The sequence below is a fragment of the Jannaschia pohangensis genome (assembly GCF_900113875.1).
In the GTDB taxonomy this organism is placed as follows: domain Bacteria; phylum Pseudomonadota; class Alphaproteobacteria; order Rhodobacterales; family Rhodobacteraceae; genus Jannaschia; species Jannaschia pohangensis.
This window is the reverse complement of record NZ_FORA01000001.1, coordinates 63,721-80,771: the sequence shown is the minus strand read 5'-3', so window position 1 is coordinate 80,771 and position 17,051 is coordinate 63,721. Positions and strand designations below refer to the sequence as shown.

Here is a 17,051-nt window from a genome sequence, read left to right as displayed (position 1 = left end):
GACCCAGCCATGAAGATGACGACCGAAGAAGCCTTCGTCAAAACCCTGCAACGCCACGGCATTCGCCATGCGTTCGGGATCATCGGGTCGGCCATGATGCCGATTTCCGACATCTTCCCGACCGCCGGGATCAAGTTCTGGGACTGTGCCCACGAAGGCAGCGCAGGCATGATGGCCGACGGATACACCCGTGCGACCGGCGAGATGTCGATGATGATCGCCCAGAACGGCCCCGGCATCACCAATTTCGTCACCGCCGTGAAAACCGCCTACTGGAACCACACGCCCCTTTTGCTGGTCACGCCGCAGGCCGCCAACAAGACCATCGGTCAGGGCGGATTCCAGGAGATGGAGCAGATGAACCTTTTCGCCGACTGCGTGGCCTACCAGGAAGAGGTGCGCGACCCCACCCGCATCGCCGAGGTTCTGACCCGCGTCATCGCCAAGGCGCATCGCCTGTCGGGCCCGACCCAGATCAACGTGCCGCGCGACTTCTGGACCCAGGTCGTCGATATCGAAATCCCCGACCCCATCGAATTCGAGGTTTCGCCGGGCGGTGAAAACTCGGTCGCCAAGGCCGCCGAACTGCTGTCGTCGGCCAAGAACCCCGTCATCCTGAACGGGGCCGGTGTGGTCCTGTCGCAGGGCGGTATCGCCGCCTCCATGGCGCTGGCCGAAAAGCTCGATGCCGCCGTCTGCGTCGGCTATCAGCACAACGACGCCTTTCCGGGGTCGCATCCGCTCTTTGCCGGGCCACTCGGCTACAACGGGTCCAAGGCGGGGATGCAGCTCATCTCCGAGGCGGACGTGGTGCTCTGCCTCGGCACGCGGCTCAACCCCTTCTCGACCCTGCCCGGCTACGGCATGGATTACTGGCCCAAGGACGCAAAGATCATCCAGGTCGACATCAACCCCGACCGGATCGGCCTGACCAAGAAGATCACCGTGGGCATCGTCGGCGACGCGGCCAAGGTCGCCAAGGGCATCCTCAAGGGTCTGTCCGACACGGCGGGCGACGCGGGCCGAGCGGAGCGCAAGGCCAAGATTGCCCAGACCAAATCCGCCTGGGCGCAGGAGCTGTCGTCGCTTGACCACGAACAGGATGACCCCGGCACCACCTGGAACGAGCGCGCCCGCGCCGCCAAGCCCGACTGGATGAGCCCGCGCATGGCCTGGCGCGCGATCCAGGCCGCCCTCCCGCGCGAGGCGATCATCTCGTCGGACATCGGCAACAACTGCGCCATCGGCAACGCCTATCCGGACTTCGACGAGGGGCGCAAATACCTGGCCCCCGGCCTGTTTGGCCCCTGCGGCTATGGCCTGCCGTCGATTGTCGGCGCCAAGATCGGCCGCCCGGATGTGCCGGTGGTCGGGTTCGCGGGCGACGGCGCCTTCGGCATCGCGGTCAACGAGCTGACGGCCATCGGACGCGGCGACTGGCCCGCGATCACCCAGATCGTCTTCCGCAACTACCAGTGGGGCGCCGAAAAACGGAACTCCACGCTCTGGTTCGACGACAACTTCGTGGGCACCGAACTCGACACCCAGGTGTCCTATGCGGGCATCGCCAAGGCCTGCGGCCTTCAGGGCGTCGCGGTCAGGACGATGGACGAGCTGACGGCCGCGCTCAACGGCGCGATCAAGGCGCAGATGAAGGACAACAAGACCACCCTGATCGAGGTGATGCTCAATCAGGAACTGGGCGAACCCTTCCGCCGCGATGCGATGAAAAAGCCGGTTCGGGTGGCGGGCGTGTCCAAGGACGACATGCACGTCGCCGCAGAGTGACCTGTAATCGCACAACAAAAGGGTCGGCGTGATGTCGCCGCTCCTGACCCTTCGGGACCGGGCCCGCGTGGCCCGGCACCACATCGTGCTGCCCGAAGGCACCGACCCCCGGGTTCGGGATGCTGCGGGCCGCGCCGTCGCGGAGGGTCTGGCGCGCATTACCCTGCTGGCCCCCGAAGGCACGCCCGTGCCCCCCGGCGTCACCCTTGAGGACCCGAAGACCAGCCCGCGCCGCAACGCCATGGCCGAGGCGTTCCTCGCCGCCCGCGCCCGACGCAAACCGACCCCCGTTCAGGCGGTCGAGGCCATCGGCGACCCGCTCGTCTGGGCCGCGCTGATGGTGCGCGAGGGGCTGGCCGGGGGCACCATCGGCGGGGCCATCCACACCACGTCCGACACCGTGCGCGCCGCGCTCCAGATCGTCGGCATGGCCGAGGGTGCGCCCCTCGTCTCCAGCTTCTTTCTGATGGTCCTGCCCGAAAGCCACCCGACCCGCCCGGGTGCGGGGCTGATCTTTTCGGACTGCGGACTGGTCATCGACCCGTCGCCCGAAGAGCTGGCGGCAATCGCCCACCAATCCGCCGCCTCGGCCCGCGCGCTTCTGGGGGTGGACCCGAAGGTCGCCATGCTGTCCTTCTCCACCAAGGGCAGCGCGCACCACATGCGTGTGAACAAGGTCATCGAAGCCGTTGAAATCGCACGCGCGACGGCAGACTTCGCCTTGGACGGAGAGCTTCAGTTCGACGCCGCCTTCGACGCGGGCGTGGGTGCCTCCAAGGCTCCGGGCAGCGCGGTCGCGGGGCAGGCAAACGTGCTCATCTTCCCCGATCTCGACGCGGGCAACATCGGCTACAAGATCGCGCAGCGCATCGGCGGGGCCACCGCCATCGGTCCGGTCCTGCAAGGGCTGGCACAGCCCGCCAACGACCTGTCGCGGGGTTGCACCGCCGACGACATCCTCGACATGATCGCCGTGACCTCGGCCCAGATCGACGCGGCCCATGGCTGATCTGCTGGGTCTGTCCCCCGGTGTCGCCTGGTTCGCCGTCGCCGCCTGCTTTCTGGCCGGTGCCATCCGGGGCTTCGCGGGCTTCGGCCTTTCGGCGCTGGCCATGGCGATGCTGGCCACGGTCATCCCGCCGATTCAGCTGATCCCGGTGTTCTGGTTTCTCGAGATGTCCTCCTCGCTCCTCTTGATGAAGGGCGGATGGGCAGACGCCGACCGCTCGATCGCCGTGACCCTCGGCATCACCTCGGCCATCGGTCTGCCTGCGGGCCTGCTCCTCAGCCTCGCGATCCCGGCAACCACCTCCAAGACCGTCGCCCTGTCCGTCCTGATCGTCCTGGCGCTGGCGCAATTGTCGCGCCTGAAACTGCCGTTACTCGCCACCCGTCCCGGCCTCTGGGGGACCGGCCTCGGCGCGGGCCTCATCACCGGGCTTTCGGGCGCGGGCGGCATGTTCATCGCGCTCTACACCCTTGCCCGTCAGCTGCCCGCCCGCACCATGCGCGGCACGCTCAACATCTACCTTCTGGGGGCGGGCACGCTCGGCCTTGCCACCCACCTGATCGTCGGCACCATGACCGGCACGGCGGCCACCCGTGGCCTTGTCCTGATCGTCCCCACCCTGATCGGGGTCTTTGCCGGACGCGCCCTCTTTGTGCCAAGGTACGAACGCTACTACAAACCGCTCTGCCTGACCCTGCTGATCGGCCTCGCCGCCGCCAGCCTCGTCCGCCTCGCACTGGAGACACTATGAACCAGCCCAAGCTGAACCTGTCGCCCAAGGTCTCCGACGAGGTGCGCAAGACGACCTGCTACATGTGCGCCTGCCGCTGCGGCATCGACGTCCACATGAAGGGCGGCAAGGTCGCCTATATCGAGGGCAACCGCGACCACCCCGTCAATCGCGGCGTCCTCTGCGCCAAAGGCAGCGCCGGCATCATGCAGCACAACGCCCCCTCCCGCCTGCGCGCGCCCCTGAAACGCGTGGGCGAGCGCGGCGAGGGCAAGTTCGAGGAAATCTCCTGGGACGAGGCCTATTCCATCGCCGAGGGCTGGCTGCGCCCGATCCGCGAAACCGACCCTTCGAAACTCGCCTTCTTCACCGGGCGCGACCAATCCCAATCCTTCACCTCCTGGTGGGCGCAGGCCTTCGGCACCCCGAACTACGCGGCCCACGGCGGCTTCTGCTCGGTCAACATGGCGGCGGGCGGCATCTACACCATGGGCGGCGCCTTCTGGGAATTCGGCCAGCCCGACTGGGACCGCACCAAGCTCTTCATCCTCTTCGGCGTGGCCGAGGATCACGACAGCAACCCGATCAAGATGGGGATCGGCAAGATCAAGAAGAACGGCGCCAAGGTCGTCGGCGTGAACCCCATCCGCTCGGGCTACAACGCCGTGGCCGACGACTGGTTCGGCATCACGCCGGGCACCGATGGCCTGCTGATCCTGTCGCTCGTCCATTGCCTCATGAAGGCGGGGAAGATCGACCTCGAATACCTGCGCGACTTCACCGACGCCCCCGTCCTGATCGACGCCGACCCGAATTCGGCCACCCATGGCCTCGCCCTGCTGGACGACGACGGGCACAAGCTGGTCTGGGACCGGACCCAGAAACGCGCCCGCTGTTTCGACGCCGAAGACGTGAACCCCGACCTTGCCGGCGTCTGGGAGGTGGGAGGCATCCGCCATCGCACCGTGTTCCAGCACATGATCGACAAGTACCTGAGCGCCGACTACGCCCCCGACACCGTGGCCGAGCGGACCGGCATCCCGGCGGGCCGCATCCGGGGCCTTGCCGCCGAAATCGCCCGCGTCGCCTTTGACGAGGCGATCGAGATCGAACAGGAATGGACCGACTTCCGGGGCCGCACCCACAAGACGATGACGGGCCGCCCGGTGTCGATGCACGCCATGCGGGGCATCAGTGCCCATGCCAACGGGTTTCAGACCTGCCGCGCGCTCCACATGCTCCAGATCCTCATCGGCAGCGTGGAAACCCCCGGCGGCTTCCGCTTCAAACCGCCCTACCCCAAGCCCGCGACCGCGCATCCGAAACCCCACTGCAAGGTCACCCCCGGCGCGCCGCTGGATGGCCCGCATCTGGGCTTCGTCCATGGCCCCGCCGACCTCGCCCTGCGCGACGACGGCACCCCCGCCCGCATCGACAAGGCATTCACCTGGGAAAACCCGATGTCGGCGCATGGCATGATGCACATGGTCATCAGCAATGCCCACGCGGGCGACCCCTACAGGATCGACACGCTGTTCATGTACATGGCGAACATGGCGTGGAATTCGTCGATGAACACGTCGGGCACCATGAAGATGCTGTCCGACAAGGACGACAACGGCGACTACGTCATCCCGCACATCATCTATTCCGACGCCTATTCGTCCGAGATGGTGGCCTACGCCGACCTGATCCTGCCCGACACGACCTATCTGGAGCGTCACGACTGCATCTCGCTCCTCGACCGCCCGATCTGCGAGGCGGAGGCCGCCGCCGACGCCATCCGATGGCCGGTGGTGGACCCCGACCGCAACGTCAAAGGCTTCCAATCGGCCCTCATCGACCTTGGCGCACGCCTCGGCCTGCCGGGCTTCGTCAAGGACGACGGCAGTCCGAAGTTCAAGGATTACGCCGATTACATCGTCCGCCACGAACGCCGCCCCGGCGTCGGCCCCCTGATGGGCTATCGCGGCGAAAACGGCGACCAGACCGGGCGTGGCGCGCCCAACCCCACGCAGATGCAGGCCTATATCGACAACGGCGGCTATGCGATCGCGCATATCCCGGACGATGCGCAGTTCTACAAACCCTGGAACAAGGCCTATCAGGACTGGGCGGTCGAGATCGGCCTCTTCGACAAGGCCTCGCCCTATCTCTTCACCCTCTGGTGCGAACCGCTCCGCCGCTTCCAGCTGGCCGCCGAAGGCCATGGGCCACGCCAGCCCCCCGACCACCTGCGCGAGCGGATCAAGGCGACCATGGACCCGCTGCCGATCTGGTGGGATGCCGCCGCCGCCCATGGGGGGGACGCGGGCGAATTTACCGTGACCGCCCTCACACAGCGCCCCATGGCGATGTATCACTCCTGGGGCACGCAAAACGCCTGGCTGCGCCAGATCCACGGGCGCAACCCGATGTATGTCCCGACTGAACTCTGGGAAAAGCACGGCTTCGACGAAGGGTCATGGGCGCGCATCACCTCGCCCCACGGCGAAATCACCGTACCGGTCGCGCATATGCCCGCGCTCAACCGCAACACGATCTGGACGTGGAACGCCATCGGCAAGCGCAAGGGCGCATGGGCGCTCCACGACAACGCCCCCGAGGCGAAAGAGGGCTTCCTTCTGAACCACCTGATCCACGAACTGCTGCCCCCGAAACAGGACGGGATGCGCTGGTCCAATTCCGACCCGATCACGGGTCAGGCCGCGTGGTTCGACCTCAAGGTCAAGATCGAGAAAGTCGCCGCCCCCGCCGATGGCACCTCCAGACCGAACACGGGCCGCCAGTCCTCCCCCGTCGGCACCGGTCCCGACAAACTGGCGTGGGAGGTGAAGTAATGACCACACCCCAAGCCACAAAAACGCACAAAACCATGCTGATCGATGCGCCAAATGTGCGCCCAGTGACGTCAGACGTAGATCATCCGTGGATCACCCGTGGATCATACCTGAAATCCGACGCCGAAAGGAGCCGTGCATGACCGCCCTGCCCAGCCATACCGACAAGAAGCTCGGCCTCGTCATCGACCTTGACACCTGCGTCGGCTGTCATGCCTGCGTCACCGCCTGCAAGGGCTGGAACACCCAGAATTACGGCGCGCCCCTGTCCGATCAGGACCCCTACGGCAAGCCGTCCGGCACCTTCCTGAACCGCATCCACAGCTTTCAGAGCCAGCCCGAAACCGGCCTCGCCCGCACCACTCATTTCCCGAAATCCTGCCTGCACTGCGACGACGCCCCCTGCGTCACCGTCTGCCCCACCGGGGCCAGCTACAAGCGCGTGGAAGACGGAATTGTCCTTGTAAATGAAGACGCTTGCATGGGCTGCGGCCTCTGCGCCTGGGCCTGCCCCTACGGCGCGCGCGAGATGGATCAGGCGGCGGGGGTGATGAAGAAATGCACCCTCTGCGTCGACCGCATCTACAACGAGAACCTGCCCGAGGAAGACCGCGAACCGGCCTGCGTGCGCACCTGTCCCGCGGGCGCGCGCCACTTCGGCGACCTGGGCGATCCGACCTCTGCCGTCAGTCTTCTGGTGGCCGACAGGGGCGGCGTCGACCTCATGCCGGAACAGGGCACGCGACCCGTGAACCAGTATCTGCCCCCCCGTCCCCGGGACACCATCGCGGACGTGATGACCGGCGACGAAGACATCCTCGCCCCCTTCCTCGCTCCCGTCGCCGAAGACCCCAAAGGCTTCCTTGGCTGGCTCGACCGCGCGCTGGAGAAACTCTGATGCATCCCGCCCCGTCCGTCATCATCTTCTCGTCCCTGTCGGGTGCAGGCTTCGGCCTTCTGTTCTTTCTGGGCTTCGGCTTTCCAACCGTCACCGGCTGGGTCGCCTTCGTCTTCTACCTGATCGCCTACGCCCTGGCGGTCGGCGGCCTCATGTCGGCGTTGTTCCACCTTGGAAACAAGAAGAACGCCGTCAAATCGTATAGCCAGTGGCGCACCTCCTGGCTCAGCCGCGAGGCCTGGTGCGCCGTCGCCGCCCTGCTGGTCATGGGCCTCCATGCAGCGCTTCAGGTGTTCTTCGGCACAACCGTCGCGCCCCTGGGCTGGATCGGCGCGATCCTGTCGCTGGCCACCGTCTTCACCACATCGATGATCTACGCGCAGCTCAAGACGATCCCGCGCTGGAACCAGCCTGCGACCCCCGCCTTCTTCCTCGCCGCCTCGCTGGCGGGCGGCGCGCTCCTGTCGGGCAATGTCGATGCGGCCCTCATCCTGATGGTCGTTCTCGGGGCGATCACGGCCTGGCACTGGATCAAGGGCGACCGGCGTTTTGCCGAGGCCGGCTCCACCATCGAGACGGCGACCCGCCTTCAGGGCCGCGTCAGCCTCTGGGAAAAGCCCCACACTGGTGAAAACTATCTGACCCACGAGATGGTCTATCAGATCGGGCGCAAACACGCGGCCAAGCTGCGGGTCATCGCGCTGGCGCTGATGGTCGTGATCCCGGTCGCAGTCCTTCTGATCTTCGGGCCGCACCACATGCCCGCCATCGTCGCTGTCCTTTCCCATCTGGCGGGTGTGCTGGTTCAGCGCTGGCTCTTCTTTGCCGAAGCCGAGCATGTCGTCGGCCTCTACTACGGGGCCCACGGCGCCAAACGCGCAGGGTAAGAACAAGAAAGGGAGGCGCGCGGCCCCCCTTCTCTGCTTCCCAAATACTCACGTCGCAACGCCTGCGAGCGGCACCCCGTCACGGATAGAGATCACCGAACTTCGCTTCCAGATAGGCCAACAGAGGCTCCGCCGATGGTGCCTCGCCCGTGGCCCGCTCGATGGTCTCGACCGGCAGGCGCAGCGCACCGAACTGCTGCAACCGCTCCCGCATCCATCCGGTCGCCAGCGACGGGTCGCCCTGGGCCAGACCCGCGTCGATTCCCGGCACGTCGCGCCGCGCGGCAGCCATCAGGCATCCGGCAAAGAGGTTGCCGAGCGAATAGGTCGGGAAATAACCCATAAGGCCCACGGCCCAATGCACGTCCTGCATGAAGCCGTTCGCCGGTGTGTCGACATCGACGCCAAAATCCGCCTTGAACCGCGCATTCCACGCGCCTTCCAGGTCGTCCACCTCCAGCTCGCCCCGGATCAATGCCCGCTCGAGATCGAAGCGCAGCATCACGTGGAGGTTGTAATGCACCTCGTCGGCCTCGGTCCGGATAAAGCCCGAACGGACGGCATTCACGGCCCGGTAGAACTCCCGCTCCGACGTCAGGCCGATATCCCCGAACACATCGCGCATCCGCCCGAACAGCCAGCCGCAATAGGCCTCGGACCGGCCCATCTGGTTCTCGTAGGACCGCGACTGACTCTCGTGAACGCCCATGGATGCGCCGCGCCCGATGGGGGTCAGCAAATGGGCGGCATCGACGCCCTGCTCATAGCAGGCGTGCCCGACCTCGTGGATCGTCGAATAGAGGCAATTGAACGGATCCCGCTCGTCCACCCGCGTGGTGATCCGCACATCCATGCCCGACCCCGAGGAGAAGGGATGCACGGCCAGGTCCAGACGCCCGCGCTGGAAATCATAGCCGAAGGCCCCGGCGATTTCATGGGCCAGCGTCAGTTGCCCGGCCTTCGGGAAGTCCCCCGACAGGCGCGGGGCCGGTGCGCCGTCAAGCGCCCGCTGGCGCAGCGCGACCAGCCGGGGGCGCATGGCATCGAACATCGCGGCCATCTGGTCGGCGTTCCCGCCCGGCTCGTAATCCTGCATCAGCGCATCATAGAGATCGCCGCCCTCGGCCAGTGCGGCCGCTTCCTCGCGGCGCAGGCGCACGACTTCGGCCAGAACCGGAAGGAAGGCGGGCGCGTCCCCCTTGGCACGGGCCGCCGCCCATTGCCCCTGTGCCAGCGACGTGACCCGGGCCAGTTCGGCGGCCAGATCGGCGGGCACCTTGATGTTGCGGTCATACGACCGGCGGACTTCCCGCAGGTTGGCCTCGCCCACGGCATCGGGGGCCGTGGCCTTGGCCAGCAGCTCGCCCAGTTCGGGGGCCGTCCGGCGGGCGTGCAGCACCTCTTCCAGGGCGGCCATCTCTTCGGCGCGCTGCGGCGCGGACCCGCGCGGCATGATTGCCTCCTGATCCCATCCGGTGCGCCCCGCGACCTGGCCCAGGGCCTCGGTCGTGCGCTGCCAGGCCATCAGCCGGTCAAAATCAGACATCTCAGGTCCTTACAGATTGCTTGAGGGGATAGGTCGCGCGGTGCCGGGCCCGCACGGTGAGGATGATCAGGATGACGGCCCCGAACTGGTGCAGGATCGCCAGATACCAGGGCGAGGAATTCATCACAGTCACGATCCCGAGGATCATCTGCAGGATCGCCATGTGCATCACGCCCGAAAAGGCCACCTTGGTCTTGCGGTTTGCGGACCGTCGGGCGACCCACCAGACACCGACGATGACGGCAAACAGGATGTAGCCCGACAGCCGGTGGAAGAATTGCACGGTGCCGTCGTTCTCGAACAGGTTGCGCCAGATCGGCTCCAGCTCCCACATGCCGGGCGGGGTCAGACCGCCAGCCATGAGGGGCCAGTCGATGTAGTTGCGCCCCGCGTCGATGCCCGCCACCAGCGCACCCCAGAGGATCTGCACGAAGGTCAGCCCGATCAACCAATTGCCCGCCGTCATCAGGCGCGGCTCGGACAGGCGGCGGGCCTGCAAGAGCTCCGCCTCGGGGCGCGACAGCGACAGCAGACACCAGGAGATGAAGGCCAGAATCGCGAAGGCCCCGCCCAGATGCGTGGCCAAGCGGTAGGACGCGACGTCGAGCATCGTGCCCGTCAGCCCGCTCGACACCATCCACCAGCCGATGGCCCCCTGCACACCGATGGCCGCGCCCACGCCCACAAGGCGCGGGGTCCAGCCCGGCGGGATGCGTTTCGTCGCCAGCAGCCACAGGAAGCCCAGGCCCCAGACAAGGCCGATGATCCGGCCCAATTGGCGGTGGCCCCATTCCCACCAATAGATGAACTTGAACTCCGCCATCGACATGCCGCGATTCTGCAGCTGGTATTCGGGGATTGCGCGGTATTTCTCCAGCTCAACCTCCCAGGCCTCGGCCGAGAGCGGCGGGACGGTCCCCGTCACCAGGTTCCATTCGGTGATCGACAGGCCCGAGTCGGTGAGCCGCGTCATCCCGCCCACCGGGATGATCAGCACCACCAACGCCAGCAGCACCGCCAGCCAGGCCCGCACCGCCAGCCGCGAGCCGCGTCGCCCGGCATCGATCACGCCGCCGGTCGTCGCGGGCCGCGCGGCGGTGGTCACATCCTCGAAAATCGCACGTTTCGCCATGGTCGTTCCTCTGCGTATAGGGCCTGAGGTAGGGGCTCAGCCCCGCTCCTTCCAGCGCACCATCTGTCGCATCATGCCGTGAAAGATCTGCACGTCGGCCCGGGTCAGGGGCATCCGGCTCCAGAGATTGCGCAGGTTGCGGCGCATGGCCGGGGCCTTGGCCTCGGGAAAGAAGAAACCCGCTTCCTCCAGCCGTTCCTCGTAATGGGCGACCAGCGCCTCCATCTCGGCCTGCGCGGCCCAGTCGGTGCCCGCCAGCTCCATCTGCATCGCGGCGGGCGCATCGAGGGCGCGCCGCCATTCGTAGCCCATCAACAGCACGCATTGTGCAAGGTTCAGCGACGGAAAGGCCGGGTTCGTGGGCACAGTCACGATGGCGTTGGCCAGCACGATATCGTCATTCTCAAGGCCCGTCCGCTCGGGCCCGAACAGCACCGCGACCTTCTCACCCCGGGCAATGCGGTCGCGCGCCTCGGCCATGGCGCCTTCGGGGGAATAGACGGGCTTGGTCAGGTCGCGGTCCCGCGCGGTGGTGGCAAAGACCATGGTGCAGTCGGCCACCGCCTCGGCCGTCGTGGCGGTCAGTTGGGCGGCGTCCAGCACCCGTCCGGCCCCCGACGCCAGCGCCACGGCGCGCTCATTGGGCCAGCCGTCGCGGGGGGCCACCACGCGCATCCGGTCCAGATCGAAGTTCAGCATCGAGCGCGCCGCCGCGCCGATATTCTCGCCCATCTGGGGCCGCACGAGCACGAAGGCAGGGGACTTGTTCTCCATCCTCGCGCCCTACCCCGCCGCCGCTTGCGGCGCAACGCCCTGACCGCTAATCGAAGGCCGAGATTCAAGGGGAAGAAGACCATGTCCGAGATGCCGCAGCTTTACCTCGTCACCCCGCCCGAGATCGACGCCGGATTTCCCGACCGTCTGGCCGCCGTGCTGGAGGGGGCCGACATCGCCTGCCTGCGCCTCGACCTTGCAACCCGCGACGAAGACCGGCTGATGCGCGCGGCCGACCTGTGCCGCGACGTGGCGCATCGCTTCGATGTGCCGCTGGTCATCACCGATCACGCGGCACTGGTCGAACGGCTTGGCCTGGACGGGGTGCATCTGACCGACCCGCGCCCGTTGCGCAAACTGCGCGACGACTGGGGCAGCGATCCGATCATCGGGGCCTTCTGCGGCACCTCGCGCCATGACGGAATGGCCGCCGGGGAAGCCGGGGCGGACTACGTCGCCTTCGGGCCCGCGGGCCCCACGGTTCTGGGCAGCGGCGCGCGGGCCGACATCGACCTGTTCCAGTGGTGGTCCGAGATGATCGAGGTGCCGGTCGTGGCTCAAGGCGCGCTCGACCTCGACACCATCGCGGCGCTGGCCGGGGCCACGGATTTCATCGCCTTGGGCGAAGAGATCTGGACCGCTGACGACCCGATGGCCCGCCTGCGCGAGTTGACGGCCCCGCTGCGCGGCTGATCATTCGCCGATGTGACGCCCGGCGTCGCGCAGGCCCGCCCGCACGATGTCTTCGGCGGCTTGCGCCAATTCACGACGGTCGGTGAAATCGCTGACCTTGAGCGGCGGGTGATAGATCACCTCCACCCGCCCATGTCCCGGCACGGCCAGCATCTGCACCAGATGCGCGGCAAAGTCGTGATCGCCCCACCAGCCATAGAACGTCTCGGGCACGCCCGGGGGCGGATGATAGGCCACGGTGACCGGCTGAACCTGCATGTATTCGCGCAGTTCCTCCGTCAGGAAGGCCCCGAACAGCGTCGGCTTGAAACGGATCACACGCAGGCTGTCGGTCGTGGTCCCTTCGGGAAAGAACAGGAGCTTGTGACCGGCCCGCAGCCGCTCGTCGAAGACGGCGAGCTGCCGCGTCACATCGCTGCGGTCGCGCTTGATAAAGACGGTCCCGGTCGCCCGCGCCAGCCAACCGATGCCGGGCCATTTCGCCACGTCGTCCTTGGCCACGAAATAGATCGGCTTGGAGGCATTGAGCGCAAAGATATCCAGCCAGGACCCGTGGTTCGCCACCACGGCGCCCTTGCCCTGCATCACCTGCCCGCGCACATCGCGCCGCATGCCCAGGATGACGAAGGCCGACTTGCAGACCGCCATGGTGATGCGCGGCGTCCAGGGGCGCTGCATCCCGTGGATCGGCGCCTCGATCAGCCGGGTCAGCAACAGGATGAGCAGCCCGCCGAAGGTCACCACGGCCAGTATGATGCCGCGCAGGACGACCCGAACCCAATCCATTGGCCCCAGTTTGCGCACCGGCGGCTTGGTCGTGTTGTCCCACATCATGGGCGATTGTCAGACATTCGTGTCTGCTCCCTTTGTGGTGATCCGCCGCCCCGCCTGTCGACCCAGGGGTGCCACCCGGTCCAGGTCGAGGACCATGCAGATGTCGACGGTGTTGAAGTTGCGATCGATATAGGCGCCGTCGCCGACCCATGCCCCGGCCCGGAGGTAGGTCTTGATGAGCGCCGGAACCCCCGTCATCGCCGTGCGCGGCGCATCGCCGCTGATGGGAACGGCACCTGCACCCCGCGCCACCGGGCAGAGGTGCGGCGGGGCCAATGCCTCGGCCCGCAGACGCCGCAGGGCGGGCAAATGCGGGGTGACGTCGGCCCCGGGAAAGGACGCCGTGCCGACCACAAGGCCCACGCCATTCGCGTGAAGAATGTCGAGCAAGCCCTTGAAAATAATTAGCCCCGCCAATCCCCCACGATAGTCGCGGTGCAAGCAGGCCCGCCCAAGCTCGGCCATCTTGCGCCCGGTGGCCTGCAAGGCTGCGACGTCGAACTCCCGCGCGGTATAGGCCGCGCCGGGTCTGGTTCGCAGGGTGGCGACGACGCCGAGGTCGGGCCGCGCGCGGTCGCGCAGGATCAGGTGATCGCAGCCCGCGTCGAACTCGTCCCCCTCCTGCCCGTCGGGGCCCGGGGTCGCGCCCATCTCCTCGACGAAGACCCGGTGACGCAGCGCGCGAACGGCCCAAAGGTCCGCAGGGTCGCGCGAAATGCTCAGCGTCAGGCTCGTCTCCATGCCTGGTTGCCTATTGCGCCGCGGCACCGCAGGCAAGCGGGGAGGCGCCGACGCTGACGCGCGAATCCCTGCTGTAAACCTTCTGTTAACCATCTCGTGCAAGACCCGGGGTATTGTAGCCGTGGGCGAATTCAGTCGAACACCGGGGTCAGGGTTATTCTGGACCCGTCGATCAGTTGTTTGCCCGCATTCTCGAAATTGACAGTTATACGGGGACCGATGACCGATTGAACCTGACCCAGACCCCAGTCGGGCACCTCGGGGTGGCGGACAAGCATACCGGGTTCTAGGATGGAATTGAGGTCACGGACCATGAAAGGCCTCCGATGAAGGACATGAACGATATAGCCATGGACCAGACGGGAAACGAGCCTGATTTGCTGGCACTGCTTGGATCGCGGCTCTGCCACGACCTGATCAGTCCGATCGGCGCAATCGGCAACGGACTGGAATTGCTGGAGTTGTCCGGCGGTGGCGGCGAGGAAATGGCGCTCATCCGGGCATCCGTCGATGCGGCGGTGGCGCGGATCAAGTTCTTTCGCGTGGCCTTCGGTTCGGCGACGGATGCGGCGGCGATGTCGGCCCGCGACATCCGCGCGACCCTTGATGCGATGTACCGCGAGACACGGTCGCGGGTCATCTGGCGCGACGAGGAGACGCGCAGCCGCGCCGAAATGCGGCTGGCTTGCCTTGCGCTCAACTGCATCGAGGTGGCGACCCCCTGGGGGGCGGAAATCGAGGTCGTCCGCAACGAAGCGGCCTGGGTCATCCACGTCGATGCCAAACGCCTCAAGATCGACGAGTTGCTCTGGCAATCGCTCGGCCGGGGCGACCTGCCCCGCGATCTGAAGGGCTCCGAGGTGCAGTTCGGCATCCTGGCCGACATCAGCCGCAAGTTGCGGCGCCCCGTCTCGGTCAGCGCGGATGAACGCCACCTGAGCCTGATTGTCTGACCCTCTCAGGCGGGCCTCAACCCATCCCGGAACCGCGCTGCATTCGCACAGTAGTGAACCGCGGACTGGACAAGCGCCTTTTGCGCGGCATCGTCCAGTTCGCGGACCACCTTGCCCGGCGCGCCCATCACAAGGCTGCCGTCGGGGATCACCTTGCCTTCGGTAATCAGAGCCCCGGCCCCGATCAGACAGCCGCGCCCGATCCTGGCGCCGTTCAGAACGGTCGCCCCCATCCCGATCAGCGACCCGTCCCCGATGGTGCAGCCGTGCAGCATCGCCTTGTGCCCGATGGTGCAATCCGCCCCGATGGTCAGCGGAAAGCCCAGATCGGTGTGCAACACGCAGGCCTCCTGGATGTTGCTGCCCCGGCCCAGGGTGATCCGTTCGTTGTCGCCGCGCAGCGTGGCGCCGAACCAGACGTTGGACCCGGCCAAAAGGGTGATCGCGCCGATGATGTTGGCATCCGGGGCGACCCAGGCGTCGTCGGCGATGTCGGGGGTGATACCGTCCAGCGCATAGATCATGTCGTTCTCCCTCGGAATTCGTCGTTCAGGCTGCGGGTAAATCCGCTGAGCCAGGGTTGCCGATCGCGGCGCAGACGTTCGGCGGTCAGGATGGTGCGAAGCCGCGCCTCGCAGGCGTCGGGGTCGTCATTGACCAGAACGTAGTCATATTCCGCCCAATGGCTGATCTCGTCCTCGGACTTGGCCATGCGCCCGGCGATCACCTCGGCGCTGTCTTGTCCGCGTTCGCGCAGGCGGCGTTCCAGTTCGGCAATCGACGGCGGCAGGATGAAGATCGACACCACGTCGCGGCCCAGGGCGGAATTGCGGATCTGCTGGCCACCCTGCCAGTCGATGTCGAAGATCACGTCGCGACCCGCCGTCAGCGCGGCCTCGACCGGCGCGCGGGGGCTGCCGTAGTGATTGCCGAAGACCTCCGCATGTTCCAGCATCTCGCCATCGAGGACCATCTTGCCGAACTGCTCCCGACTGCGGAAATAGTAATGCACCCCCTCCTCCTCGCCCGCGCGGGGCGGCCGGGTGGTGGCCGAGACCGAAAAGCTGAGCGTCGGATCCCAGGCCATCAGGCGGCGCGCCATCGTCGACTTGCCCGCGCCCGAGGGGCTGGAGAGGATGACGGCAAGGCCGCGTCGGCTGTCGTGCAAGGGGGTCATCGGGTCATTCCACGTTCTGGACCTGCTCGCGCAGGCGGTCGATCACGGCCTTGAGCGCAAGGCCCAGGGTGGTCATTTCGGCCATGTTGGCCTTGGAGCAGAGGGTATTCGCCTCGCGGTTGAATTCCTGCGTCAGGAAGTCGAGCTTGCGGCCCACGGGCCCCTTGGTCGTCAGCAGGTCGCGCGCGGCGGTGACATGCAGGCGGAGCCGGTCGATCTCTTCGGTGATGTCGGCCTTGATGGCCAGGGCGGCGATGTCCTGCGCCAATTTGGCCTCGTCGATCTGCGCATCCCGCAGGCGCGCCAGAGCCGCGCGGAAGGTCTCGGCCATGTGATCGGCACGCGCCTCGGCCAGATGGGCGGCGCGCTCGGTCAGGTCGGCGATCTCCGCGATCTGGTCGGCCAGCACCTGTCGCAGCCCCGCCCCCTCGCGGGCACGGTCGGCGTCGAAAGCCGCGATCAGATCGGTGAGGTCGGCCTGTAACTCGGCCAGGGTCAGGCCGTCGGTCGCCGGGCGGGTTTCGTAGACGCCCCGCACGCTCAGGATGTCGGTCGCGCTCTGCGGGGCGAGGAGTTGACCCGCCGCCTCTGCCGCAGCCTGCACCTCGGCGATGACTGCCAGGGCTGCGGCGAGGGCATCGGGGTCGAGGCGCGGCACCGCCCCACCCTCGCCCTCCCCAAGGCGCAGCGACAGGGTCAGGTTGCCCCGCGCCACCACCCCCGACAAGGCCGCCCGCGCCGCAGGCTCCAGCCCCGGCACCTCGGGCAGGCGCAACCGCAGATCAAGCCCGCGCGCATTGACCGACCGCAGCTCCCACCGGCGTCCATCCGCATCGCGCGCCGCATATCCCGTCATCGATTTCATACCCCGGCCTAGCGCGGCGGCGGACCCGGCGGCAAGTCTTCGTGGTGCGTGAACCGATTAACCAAAGGTGAAGGAAATGCGAGCATTTTGAGGCAGCTTGCCTTATTTCTGCCTTTGGGTGGTGGCGTTGGCCGCATTTTCGTCCCGGACATGGCGAAGATGCGGCCAAGACCAAGGAACATTG

General features: G+C 66.9%; 17 protein-coding genes. 8 read left to right on the top strand and 9 right to left on the bottom strand.

The window, feature by feature from the left end; genetic code table 11:
* The first annotated feature begins 9 nt into the window (after positions 1-9).
* The 6 genes from xsc to BM002_RS00355 all read left to right on the top strand — a co-directional run bounded on the left by xsc (position 10) and on the right by BM002_RS00355 (position 8,152).
* Positions 10-1,788: a sulfoacetaldehyde acetyltransferase gene (gene xsc / locus BM002_RS00380; RefSeq protein WP_092776055.1), complete on the top strand. Its 1,779-nt coding sequence runs from the start codon at positions 10-12 to the stop codon at positions 1,786-1,788.
* A 31-nt stretch (positions 1,789-1,819) separates the two neighbouring features.
* Positions 1,820-2,797: a phosphotransacetylase gene (locus BM002_RS00375; RefSeq protein ID WP_092776052.1), complete on the top strand. Its 978-nt coding sequence runs from the start codon at positions 1,820-1,822 to the stop codon at positions 2,795-2,797.
* A complete protein-coding gene (locus BM002_RS00370) occupies positions 2,790-3,548 on the top strand; it encodes a sulfite exporter TauE/SafE family protein (protein WP_092776048.1) in 759 nt (252 codons plus the stop codon). The genes BM002_RS00375 and BM002_RS00370 overlap by 8 nt, the downstream gene beginning before the upstream one ends.
* Positions 3,545-6,367, top strand: a complete 2,823-nt coding sequence (locus BM002_RS00365) for a molybdopterin oxidoreductase family protein (RefSeq protein WP_092776045.1) — start codon at positions 3,545-3,547, stop codon at positions 6,365-6,367. Before BM002_RS00370 ends, BM002_RS00365 begins: the two co-directional genes overlap by 4 nt.
* A 139-nt stretch (positions 6,368-6,506) precedes the next feature.
* Complete coding sequence (locus BM002_RS00360) at positions 6,507-7,265, top strand: 4Fe-4S dicluster domain-containing protein (RefSeq protein WP_092776042.1); 759 nt, start codon at positions 6,507-6,509, stop codon at positions 7,263-7,265.
* On the top strand, positions 7,265-8,152 hold the full coding sequence (locus BM002_RS00355) for a dimethyl sulfoxide reductase anchor subunit family protein (RefSeq protein ID WP_092776039.1): 888 nt from the start codon (positions 7,265-7,267) through the stop codon (positions 8,150-8,152). Before BM002_RS00360 ends, BM002_RS00355 begins: the two co-directional genes overlap by 1 nt.
* 79 nt (positions 8,153-8,231) lie before the next feature.
* On the opposite strand, the gene BM002_RS00350 is transcribed toward BM002_RS00355, so the two are convergent.
* From BM002_RS00350 to BM002_RS00340, 3 genes are read right to left on the bottom strand one after another with little or no spacing between them, the layout of a single operon-like run.
* Positions 8,232-9,698 (bottom strand): carboxypeptidase M32, encoded by a 1,467-nt coding sequence (locus BM002_RS00350; RefSeq protein ID WP_092776036.1) that lies wholly within the window; start codon positions 9,696-9,698, stop codon positions 8,232-8,234.
* Position 9,699: 1 nt separating this feature from the next.
* Positions 9,700-10,830, bottom strand: a complete 1,131-nt coding sequence (gene ctaA / locus BM002_RS00345) for a heme A synthase (protein ID WP_092776034.1) — start codon at positions 10,828-10,830, stop codon at positions 9,700-9,702.
* Between the two features lie 36 nt (positions 10,831-10,866).
* A complete protein-coding gene (locus BM002_RS00340; protein ID WP_092776031.1) occupies positions 10,867-11,604 on the bottom strand; it encodes an RNA methyltransferase in 738 nt (245 codons plus the stop codon).
* Between the two features lie 81 nt (positions 11,605-11,685).
* On the opposite strand from BM002_RS00340, the gene BM002_RS00335 reads away from it, so the two are divergent.
* Positions 11,686-12,297, top strand: coding sequence for a thiamine phosphate synthase (locus BM002_RS00335; RefSeq protein ID WP_092776028.1), 612 nt, complete (start codon positions 11,686-11,688; stop codon positions 12,295-12,297).
* Here the strand turns inward: BM002_RS00335 and olsA are convergent, their stop codons facing one another.
* The 3 genes from olsA to BM002_RS00320 all read right to left on the bottom strand — a co-directional run bounded on the left by olsA (position 12,298) and on the right by BM002_RS00320 (position 14,186).
* A complete protein-coding gene (gene olsA, locus BM002_RS00330; RefSeq protein ID WP_092776025.1) occupies positions 12,298-13,131 on the bottom strand; it encodes a lyso-ornithine lipid O-acyltransferase in 834 nt (277 codons plus the stop codon).
* Positions 13,132-13,140: 9 nt separating this feature from the next.
* Positions 13,141-13,872, bottom strand: coding sequence for a GNAT family N-acetyltransferase (locus BM002_RS00325; protein ID WP_175484761.1), 732 nt, complete (start codon positions 13,870-13,872; stop codon positions 13,141-13,143).
* Between the two features lie 131 nt (positions 13,873-14,003).
* Complete coding sequence (locus BM002_RS00320) at positions 14,004-14,186, bottom strand: DUF3553 domain-containing protein (RefSeq protein ID WP_092776019.1); 183 nt, start codon at positions 14,184-14,186, stop codon at positions 14,004-14,006.
* Between the two features lie 21 nt (positions 14,187-14,207).
* Between BM002_RS00320 and BM002_RS00315 the strand changes: the two genes are divergently transcribed.
* Positions 14,208-14,825, top strand: coding sequence for a histidine phosphotransferase family protein (locus tag BM002_RS00315; protein ID WP_175484760.1), 618 nt, complete (start codon positions 14,208-14,210; stop codon positions 14,823-14,825).
* A gap of 5 nt (positions 14,826-14,830) precedes the next feature.
* Here the strand turns inward: BM002_RS00315 and BM002_RS00310 are convergent, their stop codons facing one another.
* Genes BM002_RS00310 through BM002_RS00300 form a run of 3 tightly spaced genes read right to left on the bottom strand, consistent with a single transcriptional unit; the run spans position 14,831 to position 16,867 of the window.
* Positions 14,831-15,349, bottom strand: coding sequence for a gamma carbonic anhydrase family protein (locus BM002_RS00310; RefSeq protein WP_092776014.1), 519 nt, complete (start codon positions 15,347-15,349; stop codon positions 14,831-14,833).
* Positions 15,346-16,002 (bottom strand): guanylate kinase, encoded by a 657-nt coding sequence (gene gmk, locus BM002_RS00305; RefSeq protein WP_092776011.1) that lies wholly within the window; start codon positions 16,000-16,002, stop codon positions 15,346-15,348. Before gmk ends, BM002_RS00310 begins: the two co-directional genes overlap by 4 nt.
* A 4-nt stretch (positions 16,003-16,006) precedes the next feature.
* Positions 16,007-16,867: a YicC/YloC family endoribonuclease gene (locus tag BM002_RS00300; protein WP_342707286.1), complete on the bottom strand. Its 861-nt coding sequence runs from the start codon at positions 16,865-16,867 to the stop codon at positions 16,007-16,009.
* Positions 16,868-17,051 lie beyond the last annotated feature (184 nt).